Annotated in this window: 10 protein-coding genes; 4 read left to right on the top strand and 6 right to left on the bottom strand. The window is 71.1% G+C overall.

Translation table 11 applies throughout. The features are described from left to right. Positions 1 to 20: 20 nt before the first annotated feature. Together ABZ808_RS17250 and ABZ808_RS17245 are read right to left on the bottom strand one after the other, a co-directional pair. Positions 21 to 1,481, bottom strand: a complete 1,461-nt coding sequence (locus ABZ808_RS17250) for a M1 family metallopeptidase (RefSeq protein ID WP_357007072.1) — start codon at positions 1,479 to 1,481, stop codon at positions 21 to 23. Between the two features lie 82 nt (positions 1,482 to 1,563). Next, positions 1,564 to 2,985, bottom strand: coding sequence for a M1 family metallopeptidase (locus ABZ808_RS17245; protein WP_357007070.1), 1,422 nt, complete (start codon positions 2,983 to 2,985; stop codon positions 1,564 to 1,566). A gap of 395 nt (positions 2,986 to 3,380) precedes the next feature. On the opposite strand from ABZ808_RS17245, the gene ABZ808_RS17240 reads away from it, so the two are divergent. Further along, positions 3,381 to 4,520, top strand: coding sequence for a sugar phosphate isomerase/epimerase (locus ABZ808_RS17240; protein ID WP_357007068.1), 1,140 nt, complete (start codon positions 3,381 to 3,383; stop codon positions 4,518 to 4,520). A 216-nt stretch (positions 4,521 to 4,736) separates the two neighbouring features. After that, positions 4,737 to 8,051, top strand: coding sequence for a ThuA domain-containing protein (locus ABZ808_RS17235; protein ID WP_357007066.1), 3,315 nt, complete (start codon positions 4,737 to 4,739; stop codon positions 8,049 to 8,051). Between the two features lie 69 nt (positions 8,052 to 8,120). Here ABZ808_RS17235 and ABZ808_RS17230 read toward each other — a convergent pair whose 3' ends face one another. Then, positions 8,121 to 9,239, bottom strand: a complete 1,119-nt coding sequence (locus ABZ808_RS17230) for a GuaB3 family IMP dehydrogenase-related protein (protein ID WP_357007063.1) — start codon at positions 9,237 to 9,239, stop codon at positions 8,121 to 8,123. Between the two features lie 30 nt (positions 9,240 to 9,269). Continuing rightward, entirely contained in the window at positions 9,270 to 10,832 is a 1,563-nt protein-coding gene (gene guaB, locus ABZ808_RS17225) for an IMP dehydrogenase (RefSeq protein WP_357007061.1), read from the bottom strand. Between the two features lie 185 nt (positions 10,833 to 11,017). Between guaB and ABZ808_RS17220 the strand changes: the two genes are divergently transcribed. Then, a complete protein-coding gene (locus tag ABZ808_RS17220) occupies positions 11,018 to 11,437 on the top strand; it encodes a DUF5319 domain-containing protein (RefSeq protein WP_357007059.1) in 420 nt (139 codons plus the stop codon). A gap of 60 nt (positions 11,438 to 11,497) precedes the next feature. On the opposite strand, the gene ABZ808_RS17215 is transcribed toward ABZ808_RS17220, so the two are convergent. After that, complete coding sequence (locus ABZ808_RS17215; protein ID WP_357007056.1) at positions 11,498 to 12,319, bottom strand: response regulator transcription factor; 822 nt, start codon at positions 12,317 to 12,319, stop codon at positions 11,498 to 11,500. A 255-nt stretch (positions 12,320 to 12,574) separates the two neighbouring features. Between ABZ808_RS17215 and ABZ808_RS17210 the strand changes: the two genes are divergently transcribed. After that, positions 12,575 to 12,958 carry a WhiB family transcriptional regulator gene (locus ABZ808_RS17210; RefSeq protein WP_357007054.1) on the top strand — a complete coding sequence of 128 codons (384 nt, stop codon included), beginning with the start codon at positions 12,575 to 12,577 and terminating at the stop codon, positions 12,956 to 12,958. A 129-nt stretch (positions 12,959 to 13,087) separates the two neighbouring features. On the opposite strand, the gene ABZ808_RS17205 is transcribed toward ABZ808_RS17210, so the two are convergent. Beyond that, positions 13,088 to 14,671 (bottom strand): molybdopterin-dependent oxidoreductase, encoded by a 1,584-nt coding sequence (locus ABZ808_RS17205; protein WP_357007052.1) that lies wholly within the window; start codon positions 14,669 to 14,671, stop codon positions 13,088 to 13,090. Between the last annotated feature and the right edge of the window lie 87 nt (positions 14,672 to 14,758).

Here is a 14,758-nt window from a genome sequence, read left to right as displayed (position 1 = left end):
AGTGCAAGATCGCGAGGGGGTCAGAGGGGTTTGGGGGTTGGGGGTTTCTTGGTGCCGTAGAGCCAGGCGTCGAAGAGGGCGTCTAGTTGCTTGCCGGAGATGCGCTCGGCCAGGGCCACGAACTCCGCGGTGGTGGCCGTGCCGTTGCGCTTCTCGGCCGCCCAGGTCTTGACGATCTCGAAGAACGCCTTGTCGCCGACGGCCACCCGCAGCGCGTGCAGGGCCATCCCGCCGCGCTGGTAGACAGACTCGCTGAACAGTTGCTTGACCCCCGGCTTGCCCGGCGGCGTCCGCCACACCTGCGCGGACATCTGGGCGTACCGGATGTCGAACGCCTGCTTGGCGGTGTACTGCTCGGTGTGCTCGGCCCAGAGCCACTCCGCGTACGTCGCGAAGCCCTCGTTGAGCCAGATGTCCTCCCACTTGGCCAGCGCCACGCTGTTGCCGAACCACTGGTGGGCCAACTCGTGGGCGACGACCTCGGTGTTCTCGCCACGCCGGAAGAAGCCGGCGGAGTAGACCGGACGGCTCTGGGTCTCCAGCGCGTACCCGATCCGGCTGTCGGAGACCACCACACCGCCGTACGCGTCGAACGGGTACGGCCCGAACACGCTCTCCAGGTAGTCAGCCACCTTCGCGGTCTGCGCGATCGACGCGTCCGGGGCGCCCTTGGCCAGCGTGGTGGTGACCGCGCTGTAGACCGGCCGCCCCTTGTGGTCGCCGGTGGTGATCCGGAACTTGCCGATCACCACCATGCTCAGGTAGCTGGCCATCGGTGACTTCTCCGACCACTCCCAGGTGGTCCAGCCGTCCGTGGTGGTCGAGCCGCCCGGCACGCCGTTGCTGACCGCGGTGAGGCCCTTCGGGACGGTGATCTCGAAGTCGTAGGCCGCCTTGTCGGACGGGTGGTCGTTGACCGGGAACCAGGTGCTCGCGGATTCGGGCTGGCCCAGCGCGATGGCACCGTCGTCGGTGTGCAGGAACCCGCCGTCGCCGAGCACCTCGTTCTTCAGCGGCTTCGGCACGCCCTCGTACGCGATCTCGGCCACGAACCCGTTGCCCGCGATCAGGCCGGCGGCCGGCTTGATCACCAGTTCGTTCCGGTCCCGCTTGTGGGTGGCCGGGGCGCCGTCCACGGTGACCGTCGTGACGGTGAGACCCGCCAGGTCGAGATTGAAGCTCGACAGGTCGGACGTCGCGGTGGCCTGCACCGTGGCGGTGCCGGTCAGCCGGTCCTTCGCCGGGTCGTAGCGCACCTTGACGGTGTACCGCCCGACGTCGTAGCCACCGTTTCCGTAGCTGGGAAAGTAGGTATCGCCGACACCGGCCGCGCCGGCGGTGAACACCCGCGACGGTGTCGGGGACGCGCTCGGTGGCGGCGTCGCCCGGTCCTGCTCGGTCGAGCCGCAGCCAGACAGCGCGAGCGCCCCGGTCACCGACAACGCGGCAGCCACCCGAAGCCTGCCTGGCGTGTTCCGCATCGCGAACCCTCCCCCGTACGGCGGCGACCGGTGCCCGTACCGATCGCAGGCGGCAGCCTATCGGCCGGGTATCACGGGCCCGTCACGGCAGGGTGGGTGCCGCGCCGCCCACCAACCAGGCGTCCAGGAGCGGCCGTAGCTGCCGGTTCGACACCCGCTCGGCCAGCGCGACGAAGTCCGCGGTGGTGGCGTTTCCGCCCGCCCGCTCGGTGGTCCAGGTACGCAGGATGCGGAAGAACGTGTCGTCACCGACGGTGCGACGCAGCGCGTGCACGGCGAGCGCGCCGCGCTTGTAGACGGCGGTGCCGAACATCCGCTCCCGTCCGGGCTCGACCGACGGCTGTGACCAGTCGGTCATCGCGTACTGCGACTCGAAGTTGCGCTGCGCGGTCCGGCCGCCGTCGTGCTCCTCCCACAGCCACTCGGCGTAGCTGGCGAAGCCCTCGTTGAGCCAGATGTCGCCCCACTTGCTGAGCGAGACGCTGTCGCCGAACCACTGGTGGGCCAACTCGTGCGCCACCACGCCGGGGTTGGGCCGGTCGCCGGTGAAGAAGGCGGGGCCGTAGACCGGTCGGGACTGGGTCTCCAGCGCGTACCCGATCCGGTCGTCCGCGACCACGATGCCACCGTACGAGTCGAACGGGTACGGGCCGAAGCGGCTGGCCAGGAAGTCGGCGATCTCCCCGGTGCGGGCCAGCGAGCCGGCCGCCCCGCCGGTCGCCGGAAGGCTCGCCGAGACGGCGGTGACCATCGGTCGTCCGGCGTGGCTGCCGCTGACCACCCGGTAGTTTCCGATCACGAGGGTGCTCAGGTAGCTGGCCATCGGGGTGCGCTCCGACCAGCGCCAGGTGGTCCAGCCGCCGGCGCTGCTCTTCGGCCCGGGCACCCCGTTGCTCAGTGCGGACAGTCCGTCCGGGACGGTCACGGCGAGGTCGTAGGTGGCCTTGTCCGACGGATGGTCGTTGACCGGAAACCAGGTGGCCGCCGAGTCGGGTTGGCCGAGCGCGATCGCACCGTCGTCGGTGTGCAGGAAGCCGCCGCTGCCCAGCGCACCGTCGGCGACAGGGCTGGGCACACCGCCGTAGTCGATCACCACGGTGAACGGCCGGCCGTGCGGCAGCCGATCGTGCGGGGTCACCACCAGTTCGCCGTCGGCCCGACGGTGCTCGGCCCGCGTCTGGTCGACGGTGACCGCGCCGACGTCCAGGCCGGCGAGGTCCAGATTGAACCGGAACAGCGCCTGGGTGGCGGTGGCCGTGATGGTGGCCCGGCCGGTGAGCCGGTCGGTTGTCGGGTCATACCGGACGTCCAGGGCGTAGTGCGTGACGTCGTAACCGCCGTTGCCGCGTCCGGGCACGTACGGGTCACCGGCGTCGGCGGCGCCGGGCCGGAATCCGGCGCCCTCGTCGCCCGTGCAACCAACGGCGCCGAGCGCGATGGCGCAGGTCAACGCGGTGACGGCGGCCAGCCGGCGGCGGCGCGGCGTCCGTCCGGTCAGGACCATTGCCGTCTCCTTCCGCGCGGTCGCCGGGTCACGACGAGCCTAGCCAGCACCACCGGGTCCGAGGCCGGTATCGACGATCGTCAGTTACTTTCGTTCAAACAAGCAAAAGTTAGCTCGCATCGACACTTTCTTTTGGCTGTTACCGACGTTACTGTCTGACTCCAAGATGTAACACGCTCGGAACATCCGAGTCGGTCACGTCCAGGGACGGGACTCCGTCCCGCACCGACACGCCGTGGCGGCGGCGTGCAGTTGCCCCTTCGATTCACGACACCCGCACCCTCCGGCCCCGCCGGAGACGCGGATCGGGCGCTCGGCGGCGCCCCGCGACGGAACCCCGTCGCGCCTCTTGCTGATCGTTATCGACGGCATCCGCCGTCGCGAAAGGTGGGACCATGCCCGACCACTCCACCCCCGACACCACACCGGCCGGCCGGATCAACCGCCGGTCCCTGCTCGCCGCCTCGGCCGGCGTCGCCGCCGCCCTCGGCGCGGCCGGCCTGCCGGTCCTCGCCACCGGTACCCCCGCGCTCGCCCACCCCAAGGACAAGGGCAAGGACAAGGACAAGGGGAAGAGCAAGCTGCGGGTCGAACCGCTGATCCCGTCGAAGAACCGCGGCATCATCCTCTACAGCGTCCGGGACCGGATCACCGCCGCGCCCGACGACAGCGGTGTGCCGTACGGCTTCGAACGCGTCCTCGCCCGGCTGGCCGAGATCGGCTACAAGGAGATCGAGTTCGCCGGCTACACCCAGCACACCTCGATCCTCGGCCGGCAGATCACCCCGCGCGAGATCCGCAAGATCCTCGACGACAACGGTCTGGTCGCCAACGGCACCCACGCCTCGATCCAGGCGGCCACCTTCCAGCAGCAGCTGGACATCGCCGAAGAACTCGGCATGAAGAACATCGGCACCGGCAGCGACCCGACCAACAGCGCCTACAAGGCCGACTGGGACGCCGCCGCCGACACCTGGAACGAGCTAGGCCGGCAGGCCCGCGCCCGGGGCATGCGGCTCTACACGCACAACCACGACGTCGCGTACAGCTTCCTGCTCGACTCCGGGCCGCTCGACGCGCAGGGCCGCCCCACCCGCTCGTCGGGCATCCGGCGGCTGGAGTACTTCTTCGGCAAGACCGACCCCAAGTACGTCTTCTTCGAGTTCGACATCTACTGGGGCTACGTGGCCCGCTACAAGCACCAGAAGTACGTCGACCCGGCCGGCCGCGAGGTGACCGACCTGTTCGACCCGATCCTCAACGTGGCCGACCGGACCACCCGGTTCCCGCTCTTCCACGCCAAGGACGGCGACCGGGACACCAGCGTGCCCAACGGCCACCAGATGGCCCCCCTCGGCGAGGGCGACATCAACTTCCAGCAGTTCTTCCAGACGATCGGCGAGCGCGACTTCCACCACGCCAACTGGGAGATGGACACCGCCCCCGGCGGGACCGCCAACCGCGGGCAGTCGCTGGACTTCGCGGAGATCAGCTACCGCAACATGTCCGACCTGACGATCTACCTCAAGAAGTAACACCCCGCACGGCCGGCGTCCGCCCGACGCCGGCCGTGCCACACTCCGCCGGCCATCGAGCCGGCGGTCGGTGACGGGCACTGTCGCAGACCGCCCCGATCACCTTCGCGCTCCCGTACGGCGACGGGACGCGCACGGTCCATCCCCCACCGCAGTCGCGCGGCCGGCCCTCACCAGGCCGGGGATGCCGCGCGTTCGCCGAACACCGGAGGAACGATGATCCGACCGACCGGACGACGATGGTTCGCCATCGCCGCTGGGCTCTTCCTGACCATCCCCCTCATCTCCGCCGCTCCCGCCGCTGCGGCGCCGACCAACCCAGCCCCCACCGGGGTGGCCGCCGTGGAGAACGGCCCCGCCGCACTCCGCTCCGACAAGCGCGCCCCGAAGAGCTATCAGGTGCTTGTCTTCACCAAGACCGCAGGTGAGCGGCGCGCGTCCATCAACGACGGCGTCGACACGATCCAGAAGCTGGCCAAGACCAACAAGTTCACCGTGACGGTGAGCCAGGACGCCGCCGTGTTCACCCCCGACCAGCTGGCGAAGTACCGGGCCGTGGTCTTCCTCAACACCAGCGGCGACGTGCTCAACGCCGGCCAGGAAGCGGCCTTCGAGGCGTACGTGAAGGCCGGCGGCGGCTACGTCGGCGTGCACGCGGCGGCGGAGACCGAGCCGGACTGGGCCTTCTACCAGGAACTGGTGGGCGCGAAGGCGGCCAGCGCCTCGTCGGTCGGCACCGGCGTGGTGGACGTGGCCGACGGTGCCCACCCGGCGTCCGAGACGCTTCCCCGCACGCTCACCCTCACCGAGGAGTGGTACAACTTCGACCGCAACGTGCGCGGCACCGCGCACGTGCTGGCCACGGTGGACGAGAAGACCTACACCGGCGGCAGCATGGGGTACGACCACCCGATCACCTGGTGCAAGGACTACCAGGGCGGGCGCTCCTTCTACACCGGCCTCGGGCACAGCGCCGAGACGTACCGCTCGGCGAAGTTCCGCGAGCACCTGCTCGGCGGCATCCGCTGGTCGGCAGGCGTGGTCGAGGGCGACTGCGGCGCCACGGTGCTCGGCAACTACGAGAAGGTCACCCTCAACGGCCAGCCGGGCGAGCCGATGTCGCTGTCCGTGCTCCCCGACGGCCGGGTGCTGCACAACACCCGCAGCGGCGAGGTGCGGCTCTACGACCCCGCCACCGGCGCGAGCCCGGTGATCACCACCATCGACGTGTACCAGCACGACGAGGACGGCCTCCAGTCCGTGGCCATCGACCCCGACTTCGCGAAGAACAAGTGGGTCTACATCTACTACGCGCCGAAGCTGAACACCCCAGTCGACGACCCGGCCACCCCTGGCGTCAACGAGGGCGACGCTCCGGCCACCTCCACCGACCCGACCGTGTGGGACAAGTTCAAGGGCTACAACCAGCTCTCCCGGGTCAAGCTGGTGGAGACCCCCACCCCGCACCTGGACCTGAGCACCGAGCAGCAGATCCTCCGGGTCGACACCGACCGCGGCATCTGCTGCCACGTCGCCGGCGAGATCAAGTTCGACGCCAAGGGCCTGCTCTACCTGGTCACCGGGGACGACACGAACGCCGGCGGTTCCGACGGCTACACCCCGATCAACGAGTCGCCGACCCAGGGCCCCGGCTACGACGCGCAGCGCTCCTCGGGCAACACCAACGACCTGCGCGGCAAGCTGCTGCGGGTCAAGGTCAAGGCGGACGGGTCGTACAGCATCCCGAAGGGCAACCTCTTCGACGAGGCGAAGGACGAGGCCGGCAAGACCCGCCCGGAGATCTTCCTGATGGGTCTGCGCAACCCGTTCCGGTATGACGTGGGCGCCGACGGCACGGTGTACGTCGGTGACTACTCCCCGGACTCCCGCGTGCCAAGCGCCACCCGGGGCCCGGACGGCACCGGCCGCTGGTTCGCCACCAAGAAGGCCGGCAACTACGGCTGGCCGTACTGCTACTCGCCGAGCCTGCCGTACATCGACTACGACTTCGTCACCCGGACCTCCGGCGCGCCGTTCAACTGCGCCGCACCGGTAAACGACTCGCCGCGCAACACCGGCCTGTCGGTGCTGCCGAAGGTCGAGCAGCCGCAGTTCTGGTACACGTTCGACGCGCGTACCCCATGCGCCGGGGCGTACCTGCAGAACCCGGCGGGCACCTGCGACTTCAAGTGGCCGGTGATCGGCACCGGCGGCGTCGGCCCGATGGGCGGCCCGATCTACTCGTACGACCCGAAGTCAACCTCCGAGGTGAAGTTCCCCGAGTACTACCAGAACGCGGTGGTCTTCGGTGAGTTCACCCGGGACAAGATCTTCATGATGCGTACCGACGGCAAGGGCACCCTGACCGGCGTGGAGCAGTTCCTGCCGGGCTTCGTCTTCGACAACCCGATGGACATGGAGTTCGGCCCGGACGGCTCCCTCTACCTGCTGGAGTACGGCGACGGCTTCTTCCGGGCCAACCCGGACGCGCAGCTGTCGGTGATCCGGTACGTCAAGGGCCAGCGGTCGCCGGTGGCGAAGCTCGACGCCACCCCGACCAGCGGCACGGCACCGCTGACCGTCCAGTTCTCCTCGGCCGGCAGCTACGACCCGGACCCGGGCGAGTCCATCTCGTACGCCTGGGACTTCACCAACGACGGCACGGTCGACTCGGCCGACCCCAACCCGTCGTTCACCTACACCGCGAACGGAACGTACAGCGCCAAGCTGACGGTGACCGACTCCAACGGTAGGACCGCCGTACTCACCAAGGAGATCGTGGTCGGCAACACCGCGCCCACGGTGACCGTCAGCTCCCCGGTGGGTGGCAGCTTCTTCAACTGGGGCGACAGCGTGCCGTTCACCATCACGGTGACCGACCCAGAGGACGGGCCGGTGGACTGCTCGCGGGTGACCGTGACGTTCGTCCTCGGCCACGACAGCCACGGGCACCCGGACAGCTCCACCACCGGCTGCACGGGCGTGCTCGCCACCCCGGCCGACGGCGGTGACCACGCCGGCGGCTACCTGTACGGCGGGATCAGCGCCTCGTACACCGACCTCGGTGGCGGCGGTCAGGCCCCGATCACCACGGTCGGCCAGACGATCATCCAGACGCCGCGTCAGCAGGCCGAGAACGCCCAGGTGCAGCAGGGCGTGACAGTCGCCAACACCGGTGACACCGGCGGCGGGCAGCACGTCACCTCGATCGACCCGGGCGACCACATCGCCTTCGACCCGATCAACCTGGGTGGGGTGTCCAGCGTGACGCTGCGGCACTCCGGGGGCTCGGCCGCCACGGCCGGCACCCCCCGCGCGGCGGTGGAGCTTCGGCTCGACTCGCCGACCGGCCCACTCGTCGCCACGGCGACGCTGAACGCGACCACCGGCAACGCGGCCTTCACCAGCACCGCGGTGCCGGTGAACCAGCCGGCCGGGGCGCACCGGCTCTACCTGGTCTACACCGCCGTACCGGGCGGGCCGACCAGTGGCCTGGGCAACCTGAACTGGGTCGAGTTCACCGTGGGCTGACGCCCCCGGTAAGACGGAGGCCGGCCCCGCAGCGTGGCGGGGCCGGCCTTCCGGCGTGTGCGGGACGGGTCAGCGGTCGAGGACCAGGCCCACCTTCTGGAACTCCTTGAGGTCGCGGTAACCGCACTTGGCCATCGCCCGGCGCAACCCGCCGAACAGGTTGAGCTGGCCGTCGGCCTCGTCGGCCGGGCCGAAGAGCAACTGCTCCATCGACCCGATCGGGTCGCCGGAAACCTCGAACGCGCCCCGGGGCAGCGACGGGTGGCTCGCCGCCGAGTGCCACCAGGCACCACCGGCGGGCGCCTCCTCGCAGAGCGACAGCGGCTCGCCGAGCATCACCGCGTCCGCGCCGCAGCCGAGCGCCTTGGCGATGTCGCCCGAGGTCTGGATGTCGCCGTCGGCGATCAGGTGCACGTACCGGCCGCCGGTCTCGTCGAGGTAGTCCCGGCGGGCCGCCGCGGCGTCGGCGATCGCGGTGGCCATCGGCACCCGGATGCCCAGCACCGACTCGGTGGTCGACCACTCGTCGCCGCCGATGCCCACGATCACACCGGCCGCGCCGGTACGCATCAGGTGCAGCGCCGTCTTGTAGTCGGTGCAGCCGCCGACGATCACCGGCAGGTCGAGGTCGGCGATGAACTCCTTGAGGTTCAGCGGCTCGTCGGTCGTCGACACGTGCTCGGCCGAGACGATGGTGCCCTGGATGACCAGGATGTCCACCCCGGCGTCCAGGATCACCGGCGCCAGCGCCAGGGTGTGCTGCGGGGACACCCGCACCGCCACCGTGCCGCCACCGGCCCGCAGTTCACGGACCCGCTCGGCGATCAGGTCCGGGCGGATCGGCTCGGCGTACACCTCCTGGAGCCGCTTGGTGGCGCGGGCGTCCTCGTCGAGGCCGGCCAACTCCTCCAGCACCTTGGTCGGGTTCTCGTAGCGGGTCCACAGCCCCTCGACGTTGAGCACGCCGAGGCCGCCGAGCTGACCGAGCCGCACCGCCGACGACGGGCTCATCGTGGCGTCGGAGGGGTGCCCGACGCAGGGGATGCCGAACGGGTACGCGTCGAGCTGCCAGGCGGTGGAGACGTCGTCGACGTCCCGGGTCCGGCGGCTCGGCACGATGGCGATGTCGTCCAGGTGGTAGCCGCGCTGCGCGGTCTTGCCCAGCCCGATCTCGACCACGTCACGCATGGGGGACTCCAGGTGGTTGGGGGTGGTGGGTCAGCGAGTGTGGTAGTTGGGCGCCTCGACGGTCATCTGGATGTCGTGCGGGTGGCTCTCCTTGAGCCCGGCCGCGGTGATCCGGATGAGCTGGCCCCGGTGGTGCAGATCGGGGATGTTCTCCGCACCGGCGTACCCCATCGCCAGCCGCAGCCCGCCGACCAGCTGGTGGGCCACCCGGGAGAGCGGCCCCCGGTACGGCACCTGACCCTCGACGCCCTCGGGGACCAGCTTGTCGTCGCTGAGCACGTCCTGCTGGAAGTAGCGGTCCTTCGAGTACGACTTGGCCTGGCCACGGGACTGCATCGCGCCGAGCGAGCCCATCCCCCGGTACGTCTTGAACTGCTTGCCGTTGACGAAAATCAGCTCGCCGGGGCTCTCCTCGCAGCCGGCCAGCAGGCTGCCGAGCATCACCGTGTCGGCACCGGCGACCAGCGCCTTGGCGATGTCGCCCGAATACTGGATGCCGCCGTCACCGATCACCGGCACGCCGGCCGGGCGGGCGGCCCGGGCGGCCTCCATGATCGCGGTGATCTGCGGGACGCCGACCCCGGCGACGATCCGGGTGGTGCAGATCGCACCGGGGCCGACACCGACCTTGACGCCGTCGGCGCCGGCGTCGACCAGCGCCTTCGCGCCGGCGTACGTGGCCACGTTGCCGCCCACGACCTCGACGGCGACGTCCTTCTTGAGCCGGCGGACCATGTCCAGCACGGCCCGCTGGTGGCCGTGCGCGGTGTCCACGATCAGCACGTCCACGCCCGCGTCGACCAGGGTGCGCGCCCGCTTGTAGGAATCCTCGCCGACGCCGATCGCGGCGGCCACCCGGAGCCGGCCCGCGCCGTCCTTGGTGGCCTCCGGGTACTGCTCGCTCTTGGTGAAGTCCTTGACGGTGATCAGCCCGCGCAGCCGACCCGAGTCGTCCACGATCGGCAGCTTCTCGACCTTGTGCCGGCGCAGCAGATCCAGCGCGTCGTCCTTGCTCACCCCGACCTGGGCGGTGATCAGCGGGGTCCGGGTCATGATCTCGTGGACCGGGGTGTCCGGCTCAGAGACGAAGCGCATGTCACGGTTGGTGACGATGCCCACCAGTTGGCCGTCGCCGTCCACCACCGGCACGCCGGAGATCCGGTACCGGCCGCACAGCTCGTCGACCTCGCGCAGGGTGTCGTTGGGGCTGGCCGTCACCGGGTTGGTGATCATGCCGGACTCCGAGCGCTTGACCAGGTCGACCTGGAGCGCCTGGTCGTCCACGGAGAGGTTGCGGTGCAGCACGCCGATGCCGCCCTGGCGGGCCATCGCGATCGCCATCCGCGCCTCGGTGACGGTGTCCATGGCGCTGGACAGCAGCGGAATGGTCAGCTCGATGTTGCGGGTGAGCCTCGTACGGGTGTTGACCCGGCTGGGCACCACGTCCGACTCGCCCGGCTGCAACAGCACGTCGTCGAAGGTGAGCCCGAGCGGAACGACCCGCGCCGAGCCAGCCGGCAACTCGGGCAGGTGGCCGCCCAGGTCGGCGTGCTCGACGCCGGCCGGCAGATCGGTGCTGGGCGAATTTTCCACGATTGCTCCCCTGAGCTGCTCGGATGGGCTTCAGCGAGGTGGCGCGGACGGGCACATTGACACGCCACGGAGCCGGCACATCGTCTCATCGTACCCAGTGAGCTGGGCGACCTCCGGCGGTGGCGGTAGTCCCGGCGCGGTGCGGGGGGCGGACGTTCGACCCGCGTTGGGTCTACGGTGAGGGGGTGCACGACGAGCCCATCGACCCGTTCAACGGCGACCCGGCCGACCCGACCGCGGGGCTGGACGATCCGGCCGACGACGCGACGCCGGATCCGCTGACCGACGTCGAGCGACAGGATGTGCTCGAAGACCTCGCCGACCTGGAGATCTACCAGGCTCTGCTGGCACCGATCGGGGTGCGCGGGCTGGTGATCGAATGCGAGGACTGTCGCGAGCCTCACTACTTCGACTGGGACCTGCTGCGGGGCAACCTGCGGCACCTGCTCAACTCGGGGCGCCCCCGCGTCCACGAGCCGGCGTACGACCCCGACCCGGACCACTACGTGACCTGGGACTACGCCCGTGGGTACGCCGACGGGGTGCACGACACCCTGACCGAGGGCACCGAGGACGAGCCGGACGCCTCCACCACCGCGGATTAGCCCATTGCCGGCCTCCCGGTTCGGAGAGGCCGGCACATCCCGGGCCGAGCGTATGTGGGGTCAGGCGACGAGGCCGGCGCGGAAGCCGGCCGCCACGGCGTGCGCCCGGTCCCGGGCGCCGAGCTTGCGGAACAGCCGCCGGGCGTGCGTCTTGACGGTGTCCTCGGACACGAACAGCTCCCGGCCGATCTCCGCGTTGCTCTTGCCCTCGGCCATGCCCAGCAGGACCTGCAACTCCCGTTCGGTGAGCCCGATCGACGCCCGGGTGGGACGGGCGTTCGGGGCGGGCCGGGCCGGGTCGTTCTGGCTTGTCGACGGCTCGTCGGCGGCCGGTTCGGCCTCGTCCTCGCCCCGCTGCACCGGCACCGAGGGCACGCCAGCCGAACCCTCGCCCGCCACGTTGGCGGCCCAGCCCGGCTCGGCGGACCCGCGCAGGGAGGGCGCCGAGCGGCCCGGACCGCCGACCGCCGCGGTGTCCCGGGCCGGGTCGGTGACCCGCTGCCGGGACGCCCGACCGTTCGCGGTGAGCAGCAGCAGAGCCTTGGCCACCGCGCTGGTCAGGTCATGGTCGACGTTCTGGATCAGGCCCCGGGCACCGGCGCTGATGGTGGCCGCCGCCGCCTCGGACTCCTCGGTGCCGAGCAGCAGCACGGCGGCCTGCGGCGCGCGGGCCAGCACCCGGCGGACGAAACCCGCGCTGTCCGGCCGGGTGAGGGCCGTGTCGGCCAACACCACGTCGGCCGGCCGCTCGGCCAGCCGAAGCATCACCTCGGGATCGGAGACGGCGGTACGGACGATCGCGGACAACCCCAGCCGCGCGGCAGCGGACGTCAGGTGCTGGGCCGCGAGTGGTGTCCGAACGCACACAAGAACAGTACGCACTGTGGTGGTCTCCTCTCCGCACACGAGCAGACCATGACGACGTCGGCTGAGGAGGGGGTTCCGGGCAATCATTTGAACTTTTCCGACAACTAGGGCAAAAGGCGCAAGTTGCCGAGCGTTTTCGATCACAGGTGTGTGAGTCGGCGACGGCGTGGGTACCGGATGGTCCAGGCCGGGAACGGTGCGCCTGCGCGGCCCGCCGCCCGGAAGCCGGCCACAAGGATCTCGCGGTGCCGCGCGGGAGGAGGGGTGCTGATGTCGAACGTACGTAGACTGCCCGGACCCATCGTCGACCTTTGGGACTGGCAGCGGCTCGGTGCCTGCCGAGGCCGGGACAGCGCCCAGTTCTTCCACCCCGACGGCGAGCGGGGCTCCTCCCGGCTGCGTCGGGAGTCGTCCGCCAAGGCGGTCTGCCGCGCCTGCCCGGTCCGCGCCGAATGCGCCGCGCACGCGCTGTCGGTCCGTGAGCCGTACGGCGTGTGGGGTGGCTTCAGCGAGTCGGAGCGGCTGCGGCTGCTCGCCGTCGGCTGGGAGGACCTGGCCGACCGCCGGCACGCTCGGGTCGACGTCGCCCGCCTGGAGGCCCGCCTGGGCCGCGCGCACAAGTCGACCGTCCCGGCCCAACGCAACGTCGCCTGACCCGCCCCCGACATCCGCGCGAACCGCGCCCCCGCCACGGGGGGCGCGGTTCGCACGTAATCGCCCGCAGATCTTGGACAGTTTCCGTTCGCGGAACGGTAACTGTCCAAGATCTGTGTGGGTGGGTGCTCAGCGGACCAGGACGGGGACCGTGTGCCAGCCGGTCGCGCCGTCGGGGACGACGCCCTGCGTACGCTCGGTCTGGGTCTCGCCGGTCGCGTCGGTCGCCCGGACCTGGAGCTGGTGCTCGCCCGGGGTGGCGTCCCAGCGCCACGACCACTGCACCCAGGTGTCCACCGACACCGTGGGGGCCAACTCCGCCTCCTGCCAGGGGCCGCCGTCGACACGTACCTCGACCCGGCGGATGCCCCGCTGCTGCGCCCAGGCGACCCCGGCCACCGTCACCGGGCCGGTGGTCAGCCGGTTGCGCCGCCGGGGCGCGTCGATCCGCGACTGAGTCTTGATCGGGCCCTCGCGGGACCAGCCGCGCGGCACCCAGTACGCGTCGAAGTCGGAGAAGCGGGTCAACTCCAACTCGGTCACCCACTTGCAGGCCGACACGTAGCCGTAGAGGCCGGGCACCACCATCCGGGCCGGGAAGCCGTGCTCGACCGGCAAGGGTTCACCGTTCATGCCGATCGCCAGCAGCGCGTCCCGCCCGTCGCGCAGGGCCGCGGTGGGGGTGCCGCACGTCCAGCCGTCGACCGACCGACCGACGACCTGGTCGGCGTCGTCGTCCGGCTCGACCTCGTCGAGCAGCTCCCGCAGGGGTACGCCCAGCCAGCGGGCGTTGCCGATCAGGTCCCCGCCCACCTCGTTGGACACGCAGGCCAATGTGACGTACCGCTCGACCAGCGGCCGGGCCAGCAGGTCGGCGAGGCTGTAGGTGCGTTCGGTGCCGACCCGCCCGTGGATGCGCAGCCGCCACGTGTCCGGGTCCACCTGCGGCACGACCAATGCGGTGTCGATCCGGTAGAACCCGAAGTTCGGGGTGACGTACGACGCGAGCTGGGCCACCGGGAGATCCGCGCCCGCCGGCACCGCCGCCGCGGGTGCCACCGGCGCGGGCAGCCGGATCGCGTCCCGGGCGGCCGACACCCCGCGCCGCCCGGCCAGCCAGCGCCCGCCCAGACCGGCCACCGCAGCCGTACCGAGCAGCACCCCGGTACCGGTGAGGAACCGCCGGCGCGACTCCGGGTCGACCCCCTCAGGCCGGTCCGGTGCCGGGCCGCCCGTGGCCGGCGCGGGTGGGGTGGGTGGTGACCAGGGCCAGGGGTCCAGTTCGAGCGGGCCCGCGATGAACAGCCAGAGCACCAGGGCGCCCAGCCCGCCGCCGACCAGCGACGGTAGGGCGTCGGCGAGGTCCGCGCCGGGGCGGGTCAACGCGGCGGCCACCCCGACGGCGCCCAACGCCGCGATGCCGGCCAGGCCGAGGGCCAGGCGGCGGACCGCCAGCACTCCGATCAGCGCGGCGAACCCACCCAGCAGCAGGGCGGTGCCGACCAGCAGGGCGATCTTGTCGGCGGTGCCGAAGACGTCGATGGCGAACTGCTTCAGCGGCTCGGGGGCAGCGTCGACGACCGCCCCGCCGACCGCGACCAGCGGCGCCGACCGGGGGCCGGTCAGCACGGCCACCGGCTCGGCGATCCCGATCGTGGCGGCGGCGGCGGTGACTCCGGCCAGCGCGGCGTACCGGCGCGACGTGGTGGTCATCGGCCCAGTGTGCGCGGTCCTCTCGCCGGGTCGCCAACGGCGTCAACGCTCAGTGATCACCTTGAAGACGAACCGGGGCACACCGCC

Source organism: Micromonospora sp. NPDC047527, assembly GCF_040643015.1.
Lineage (GTDB): Bacteria > Actinomycetota > Actinomycetes > Mycobacteriales > Micromonosporaceae > Micromonospora.
This window is presented reverse-complemented; position numbering and strand designations above follow the sequence as displayed.

What these genes read in the sequence shown, in the direction of transcription:
- ABZ808_RS17250 (WP_357007072.1), bottom strand. Translation starts at nt 1,481, where the DNA reads ATGCGGAACACGCCAGGCAGGCTTCGGGTGGCTGCCGCGTTGTCGGTG.
- ABZ808_RS17235 (WP_357007066.1), top strand. Translation starts at nt 4,737, where the DNA reads ATGATCCGACCGACCGGACGACGATGGTTCGCCATCGCCGCTGGGCTC.
- ABZ808_RS17205 (WP_357007052.1), bottom strand. Translation starts at nt 14,671, where the DNA reads ATGACCACCACGTCGCGCCGGTACGCCGCGCTGGCCGGAGTCACCGCC.
- ABZ808_RS17245 (WP_357007070.1), bottom strand. Translation starts at nt 2,985, where the DNA reads ATGGTCCTGACCGGACGGACGCCGCGCCGCCGCCGGCTGGCCGCCGTC.
- ABZ808_RS17230 (WP_357007063.1), bottom strand. Translation starts at nt 9,239, where the DNA reads ATGCGTGACGTGGTCGAGATCGGGCTGGGCAAGACCGCGCAGCGCGGC.
- ABZ808_RS17240 (WP_357007068.1), top strand. Translation starts at nt 3,381, where the DNA reads ATGCCCGACCACTCCACCCCCGACACCACACCGGCCGGCCGGATCAAC.
- ABZ808_RS17210 (WP_357007054.1), top strand. Translation starts at nt 12,575, where the DNA reads ATGTCGAACGTACGTAGACTGCCCGGACCCATCGTCGACCTTTGGGAC.